General features: G+C 53.3%; 7 protein-coding genes. 2 read left to right on the top strand and 5 right to left on the bottom strand.

The window, feature by feature from the left end; all coding sequences use genetic code 11:
• Positions 1-156: 156 nt before the first annotated feature.
• The 3 genes from purC to dapA all read right to left on the bottom strand — a co-directional run bounded on the left by purC (position 157) and on the right by dapA (position 2,936).
• Positions 157-870: a phosphoribosylaminoimidazolesuccinocarboxamide synthase gene (gene purC / locus ACPUC7_RS18385; RefSeq protein WP_007884822.1), complete on the bottom strand. Its 714-nt coding sequence runs from the start codon at positions 868-870 to the stop codon at positions 157-159.
• Between the two features lie 144 nt (positions 871-1,014).
• Complete coding sequence (gene bamC / locus ACPUC7_RS18380; protein ID WP_343552468.1) at positions 1,015-2,043, bottom strand: outer membrane protein assembly factor BamC; 1,029 nt, start codon at positions 2,041-2,043, stop codon at positions 1,015-1,017.
• Between the two features lie 14 nt (positions 2,044-2,057).
• A complete protein-coding gene (dapA, locus tag ACPUC7_RS18375; protein WP_494923977.1) occupies positions 2,058-2,936 on the bottom strand; it encodes a 4-hydroxy-tetrahydrodipicolinate synthase in 879 nt (292 codons plus the stop codon).
• A 143-nt stretch (positions 2,937-3,079) separates the two neighbouring features.
• On the opposite strand from dapA, the gene ACPUC7_RS18370 reads away from it, so the two are divergent.
• Complete coding sequence (locus ACPUC7_RS18370; protein WP_343552466.1) at positions 3,080-3,646, top strand: glycine cleavage system transcriptional repressor; 567 nt, start codon at positions 3,080-3,082, stop codon at positions 3,644-3,646.
• 144 nt (positions 3,647-3,790) lie between these two features.
• Entirely contained in the window at positions 3,791-4,258 is a 468-nt protein-coding gene (gene bcp / locus ACPUC7_RS18365) for a thioredoxin-dependent thiol peroxidase (RefSeq protein ID WP_343552465.1), read from the top strand.
• A gap of 32 nt (positions 4,259-4,290) precedes the next feature.
• On the opposite strand, the gene ACPUC7_RS18360 is transcribed toward bcp, so the two are convergent.
• On the bottom strand, positions 4,291-5,361 hold the full coding sequence (locus ACPUC7_RS18360; RefSeq protein WP_494923976.1) for an AI-2E family transporter: 1,071 nt from the start codon (positions 5,359-5,361) through the stop codon (positions 4,291-4,293).
• A 66-nt stretch (positions 5,362-5,427) separates the two neighbouring features.
• Positions 5,428-7,020 (bottom strand): sensor domain-containing diguanylate cyclase, encoded by a 1,593-nt coding sequence (locus ACPUC7_RS18355; RefSeq protein ID WP_494923975.1) that lies wholly within the window; start codon positions 7,018-7,020, stop codon positions 5,428-5,430.
• Positions 7,021-7,068: the final 48 nt, after the last annotated feature.

Here is a 7,068-nt window from a genome sequence, read left to right as displayed (position 1 = left end):
CGGCATCGAGAGCCTGACTGAGTAACATAAAAAAATCCGTAATCCCTGATAGATTACGGATTCTTGCAGAACTGCCGGATCGTTCAACCGATCATTTTTGGCTTAACTGATCGGCATTACGTCATAAATGACGACCCTACGAGAAAGGTGTGGAAATTAATCCAGTTTCACGCCCAAACGCTGCGCCACTTCTTCGTACGCTTCAACCAGGCCGCCGAGGCTCTGACGGAAACGGTCTTTATCCATTTTGTCCATGGTGTTTTTGTCCCACAGACGCGCGCCATCTGGCGAGAACTCATCGCCCAGCACCACTTCGCCGTTGAACAGACCGAACTCCAGTTTGAAATCGACCAGAATCAGGCCCGCATCATCAAACAGCTTGCTCAGCACGTCGTTGGCTTTGAAGGTCAGCTCTTGCATACGCGCCAGGTTGGCTTTGCTGACCCAACCGAAGGTTTCGCAATACGATTCGTTGACCATCGGGTCGTGTTTGGCGTCATCTTTCAGGAAGAGATCAAACAGCGGTGGATTGAGCACGATGCCCTCTTCCACGCCCAGACGTTTTACCAGCGATCCTGCCGCACGGTTGCGCACCACGCACTCAACCGGCACCATCTCCAGCTTTTTCACCAGCGCTTCGTTATCCGACAGCAGCGCTTCCATCTGGGTCGGAATGCCCGCTTCCTGCAATTTGGTCATGATGAAATGGTTAAACTTGTTGTTGACCATTCCTTTGCGATCAAACTGCTCGATTCGTGCACCGTCTCCTGCTGACGTATCGTTGCGGAATTCAAGTACCAGCAGATCCGGATTATCGGTGCTGTATACGGTTTTCGCTTTACCGCGATACAACTCAGCTCGCTTTTGCATCTTGTTAACTCCAAACATGAAAGAACCCGTGTTCAGCGGTGTTTCACCGCGCGCCGACTGCGTGACGCAATCGTTTACTTCGCCGGGCGCTATTATGCCAAATCCAAAACAAAAAGGCCGGAGAATCTCCGGCCCTTTGGCAATTTATTTCAGCGCGCCTTGCATCACGCCGACCAACGCATCGTTTTGCGCCTGCGTTAGCACGTGACCTTTCGGATCGATGAACTGCAGACTGCTGCGGTTATCCAGATCGCCAACCTGCAATTTGTAATCGCCGTTTGGTAATTCAGGATCTTTCGCACCAATCGCATCAAACGCGCCGCTGCCCGGCTGTTTGTAAGTGACTTTCAGGCTGCCCTGCGAGCGGTTGTCATCGGTCACTTCCATGCCGATACGCTTCAGCGCCGCTGGCAGACGCTGCCAGGTGACGTTGAACGGTGCACGCAGCACCAGCAACGGTAAACCGGTATCATCCGCGCCGCTCTGGACGTCAATTTGTCCGGTTGCACGGCTAGCAGCAGCATCCTGGCTGGCTGAATCCACTTTATCCAAACCAGTGCTGATGTCGTTCAACATCTGGCCGGTGTAGCGTTGGATCTGCGCCGGAGACGTTACCGCCTGGCCTGACTGTTGCAACTCAAGCAGACGCACGGTCAGCACTTGCTGATAGCTCTGATTCTGTACGCTGATCTGATAACGACCACGATACTGGTTATCTTCGTCAGCACGGTTCCACTGCACCCAATCGGTGGTCAGTTGCTGTGCAGCATCATCACGTTGAGCGATTGGGAACTTGTAGGATTGAATCACGCCAACCACTTGTGACCAGATCGAACCACGGCTGCTTTCTACTGCCAATACGCCGGTGTTGCCAGTGAACTGAGCACGCGTGCCGTTCAGCAGCGCCAGAGGCTGAGCGGGCGGACGAATATCCAGCTCTTTGCCGACTGCGCCTTTCGCCACGTTATGTGGCACATCGTAATCACCGTTTTGCAGCGGCAAAATCATGCCCGCTGGTGCTTTTAAATCATGCAGTTCAGGTGCTTGCAGATAAGATTCATCACCGCTGACCTGGCGCTTATAACGCTGATCGCTAGAACACGCTGTGAGCAGCATCAGGGTGGAAAGGCCCACTACCGTTGCCAGCGTCGAGCGCTTAACTGAATAACTCATTGATTCTCCCTAAATTATCGCAGACCCGCTTTAATCAGCGCTTGCGCCGTTTTCGCCTGACCGGCTTCGGTCAGTGGCGTCATTGGCAAACGCAGCGTGTCATCCGCGATTAATCCTAGCTGTTTTGCTGCCCATTTCACCGGGATTGGATTGGGTTCACAGAAAAGAGTCTGGTGCAGGTGCATCAGACGCTGGTTCAGGCGACGCGCTTCGGCAAATTTGCCTTGCTGCGCTAAGGCACAAAGCTCAACCATTTCGCGGGCGGCAATGTTTGCCGTAACCGAAATGACGCCTTTGCCGCCCAGCTGCATGGAGTCCAGCGCTGTGGCGTCATCGCCGCTAACGATAATGAACGCATCATTAACCAGCTCTTGGATCTGTGAGATGCGTGATAAGTTCCCGGTGGCCTCTTTGATTCCGATAATATTTTTAATTTCGGCCAAACGCGCGACGGTTTCCGGCAGCATGTCGCAACCGGTACGCGAAGGAACGTTATACAGCATCTGTGGCAGATCGGTACTTTCGGCAATGGCTTTAAAGTGCTGGAACAACCCTTCCTGAGTTGGACGGTTGTAATAAGGCGTGACCGTCAAACAACCGACCACACCGCTGCCGGTGAAGCGTTTGGTCAGAGAGATGCCTTCAGCAGTGGCATTGGCGCCGGTGCCCGCGATAACCGGGATACGGCCATCCGCCAGTTCTAGCGTCTGCATTACCACATCACCGTGCTCTTCATGGCTGAGCGTGGCGGATTCGCCGGTGGTGCCAACAGAAACAATCGCCGCGGTGCCGCTGGCAACATGATAATCAATCAGTTTTTTCAAACTTTCGCGGCAGACATTACCTTTTTCATTCAGTGGCGTAATGAGCGCAACAATACTTCCGGTGAACATGGGCTATCCCCTCGACAAACAAGTGCCTCATGTTACGTTTTACATCGAAAGAAAAGCAAGCGAGCCACGCCATTCCTGCCCTTGTCAGCAGTTTTTTTTATGTTTACCTTATGGTTATTAGCGAACGTACAGGAAATGCCATTTTGCCGCAGTCACAGCCCCACCATCTGGTGATCACCGCACTGGGCGTTGATCGTCCGGGAATCGTCAATACCATCACCCGTCACGTGAGTAGCTGCGGCTGCAATATTGAAGACAGCCGTTTGGCGATGTTGGGTGATGAGTTCACCTTTATCATGCTGTTATCCGGCAGTTGGAACGCCATCACGTTGATTGAATCCACGCTGCCAATGAAAGGTGCCGAACTGGAGTTGCTGATTGTGATGAAGCGCACCAACGCGCGCGTCACGCCGCCAATGCCCGCCACCGTGTGGGTACAAGTTGAGGTGCCGGATTCACCGCATATCATTGAACGCTTTACCGATTTGTTCGATAAACATCAAATGAACATCGCCGAACTGGTTTCACGCATTAAACCGGCGCAAGACGATGTTGCGCCCACGCTCTATATTCAAATGACAGCACACAGCCCGGCCAATCCTGTTAGCGCGCCGATTGAGCAGGCGTTCAATCAGCTGTGTGAAGAACTGCATGCACAAGGCTCAATTCGTCTTTATAGTGTGACCGACAGTGCCAACAGCACCGTTTAATCTGGCTCCGGGTTATTTCGCCACACACTCTGCCCCACGCGGCAAACCGTGTAGTGAAATAACCCTGACGGTAAACACAACCTGGCACTCCCGCTCAGGATGGTGTATTACCCACAGCATTGAAGAAAAAAATGGAGAGTTGTGATGAATCCACTGAAAGCCGGTGATACCGCACCGAAATTTAGCTTGCCCGATCAGGACGGCGAACAAGTAAATTTGGCCGACTTCCAGGGACAGCGCGTTCTGGTCTATTTCTATCCGAAAGCCATGACGCCGGGTTGCACCGTGCAGGCTTGCGGGCTGCGCGACAACATGGATGAGTTGAAAAAAATTAGCGTCGAAGTGCTGGGCATCAGCACTGACAAACCTGAGAAGTTGTCACGTTTTGCCGATAAAGAGTTGCTGAACTTCACCTTGCTCTCTGATGAAGATCATCAGGTTTGCGAGCAATTTGGCGTGTGGGGTGAGAAGACCTTTATGGGCAAAACCTATGACGGCATCCACCGCACCAGCTTCCTGATTGATGCTCACGGCAAAGTCGAAAAAGTGTTTGATGATTTCAAAACCTCAAACCACCACGACATCGTGTTGGATTATTTGAAATCAGCCTGATAGAAACGGGTGCGCAGGTCGCACCCGTTTTTTTATCTGATGTTGTCATCCAGCGCAGGCGTTTCTGGCCAGGCGCGCACCACCGCTTTCACCAGCGTCGCCAGTGGAATGGCAAAGAACACGCCCCAGAATCCCCACATCCCGCCGAAAATCACCACCGACAGAATGATCACCAAAGGATGCAGATTCACCGCTTCCGAGAACAGAATTGGCACCAGCACGTTGCCATCCAGCGCCTGAATCACTAAATAGATGCCGATCATCGTCCAGAAATCGCTGCCCAATCCCCATTGGAACAGGCCCACGCCGATCACCGGAATGGTCACCACCATCGCGCCGATATAGGGAATCAGCACCGAAATGCCCACCAGCACCGCCAGCAGCAGCGAGTAATTAAGGCCTAACATCAGGAAGGCCAACCAGGTGACAAAACCAACCGCCACCATCTCCAGCACTTTGCCGCGAATGTAATTGGTGATTTGCTGATTCATCTCCTGCCACACCACGCCCGCCAATCCACGATTGCGCGGCAGTACGCGACGTACAGCATTCAGCATCTGCTCTTTGTCTTTCAGCAGGAAGAACACCATCAACGGTACCAGCACCAGATAGATCATCAACGTCATCAAACCGACTAACGACGCCAGCGAGTACTTCACCAGCGATTCGCCCAAGCCGGTTAAGCGGCTGCGCAGGTTTTCAACGATGATATCAATGATGCCGGCATCCACCAGCGCCGGATAACGCTTTGGCAGGCCCGCCGCGAATACATACAACTTGTTCAACATGTTCGGTAAATCGCGCGTTAAATTGATGCCCTGCTGCCACGCCACCGGCGCTACGATCAGCACCATCACCAACAAAATACCCGCGAACACCACCAGCACGGCGCTGGTTGCCCAGGTTCGGCTGCAACCGACGCGCTGTAAACGCACCGTCGGCCATTCGAGCAAATAGGCCAGCACCAACGCCACTAACAGCGGTGCCAACAGGCCACTTAAGAAGAACAAAATACAAAACGCCGCCAGCAGAATCACCAACAAGCCAATGGCCTGTGGATCGCTGAAACGGCGTTTGTACCATTGATAAAGCAGAGCGAGCATGTTTACTTCCAGTTGAACGTAGGGCCGCCATTAATGGCGGCCGATTGATGAATGTGATGGCGGGGATTAATGCGAAATGCTGCTGACTAAGGCATCCTGACCAGAAATCATCACGCAGTTGCGCCCGGCATTTTTCGCCAGATACAGCGCAGCATCGGCTTGCTTGAGACTTTGCTCCTGCGCCCCGTTATCCGGTTGCCAATCAGCGATACCGACAGAAAGCGTGATATTGCCAACTTGATCAATCCAGTTATCGGCAATGCTAACGCGCACGCGCTCAGCAAGAATACGCGCATCTTCCACCGAGGTGGCAGGCAGCAGCATCAGGAACTCTTCCCCGCCATTGCGGCACACCACATCAGTTTGCCGCGCGCTTTGTCGTAAAGTACGCGCCACATGCTTGATCACCTCATCGCCGACATCATGGCCGAAGGTATCGTTGACGCGTTTGAAGTGATCGATATCCAGCGCCAGCACTGAGAACGGTTGGCGCATGGTGGCGAAGTAATCCAGCACCGCACTCAAACCACGGCGATTCAGCAAGTTGGTCATCGGATCGGTTTGCACTTCCGACTTCAAACGGCCAATTTTGTCCTGCACTAAACCGATGCCGGTCAGCAGCGCACGCTTGACCTGCGCCGCCTCGAAATACCACGCACGAATGCCGCCGATTTCGCCGGATACGCCTTGCGAATCCATTTGGCTGGCTTTGCGCGCCAGTTGCCACAGCGGCAATGCGATCAGGCGCGCCAGAATCACCGCCACCAGCAAGGTTAACAGCGCAAACGGCACCGAATTTTTTAGCACTTTCAATAGCAAACCGGAGAGCGGAGCCAGCGTGACATCCGTCGGTTTCAACGCCACCACCATCCAACCGGTGGTCGGCACAATGGCGTAACCAGCCAGTTTTGGCGCATCTTGCTCGGTTAGCTGCACTTCGCCGTTGGTTTGTTCTTCACGTTGATGATCGCTGATGATGGCTGGCACCACTTTGCCAATCAACTGACTGTTCTGGTGATATAGCACCTGATTATTGCGATCGGTGACGTAGACTTGCGTACCATCACGATAGAACTGCTCGCCAAGCAGCGCATTGAGAATACTTTTCTTTTTCAGATAGATAGTGCCACCAACGTAACCTAAATAGCGTCCGTCTTTGCTCCATATCGGCCAGGAGACAAACACAATCAGGTTATTGGCGGCGGAAATGGTCGGTTTGCTGACCATCGGCTGACGCTGCGCCAGCGCTTCACGTGATGCCTGGCTGGTGAGCTGCATGCCTTTCAGCATCAAGGATTCCGGCGAAATCGCCTTGACGATGCCGTCACTATTGACCACGGCAACCGAGTTAAAGCTGTTGGTTTGCTCACGCAGACGATTAACTTCCTGCTGCGCCAGCTCGCCATTATCGAAATCATTACCCAACTGCGTTGCGCTGTAATGCAGCTGCGACTGAGCCAACTGAAAAAAGACTTCAGTGGTGGCGGCCAGCTTGGTGGCGTAAGCGCGGTTGGCTTCGAGGGTGCTTTCGATCAGGACCATGCGTTGCACGCGCCAGGTCGCGTAAAGCGTATTGGCGAGCGTGATCACGATGCTAGTGATCGCCAGCAACGCGATCAGCGTGCGCAGGTCAGTTTTTGGCCGCAGGCGCATCAACATGGCGCACCCAGCCTAACGAGTAGATTCATAAATTCGTGTGCCTGACAG

Source organism: Pantoea sp. CFCC18179 (genome assembly GCF_059412405.1).
This window is presented reverse-complemented; position numbering and strand designations above follow the sequence as displayed.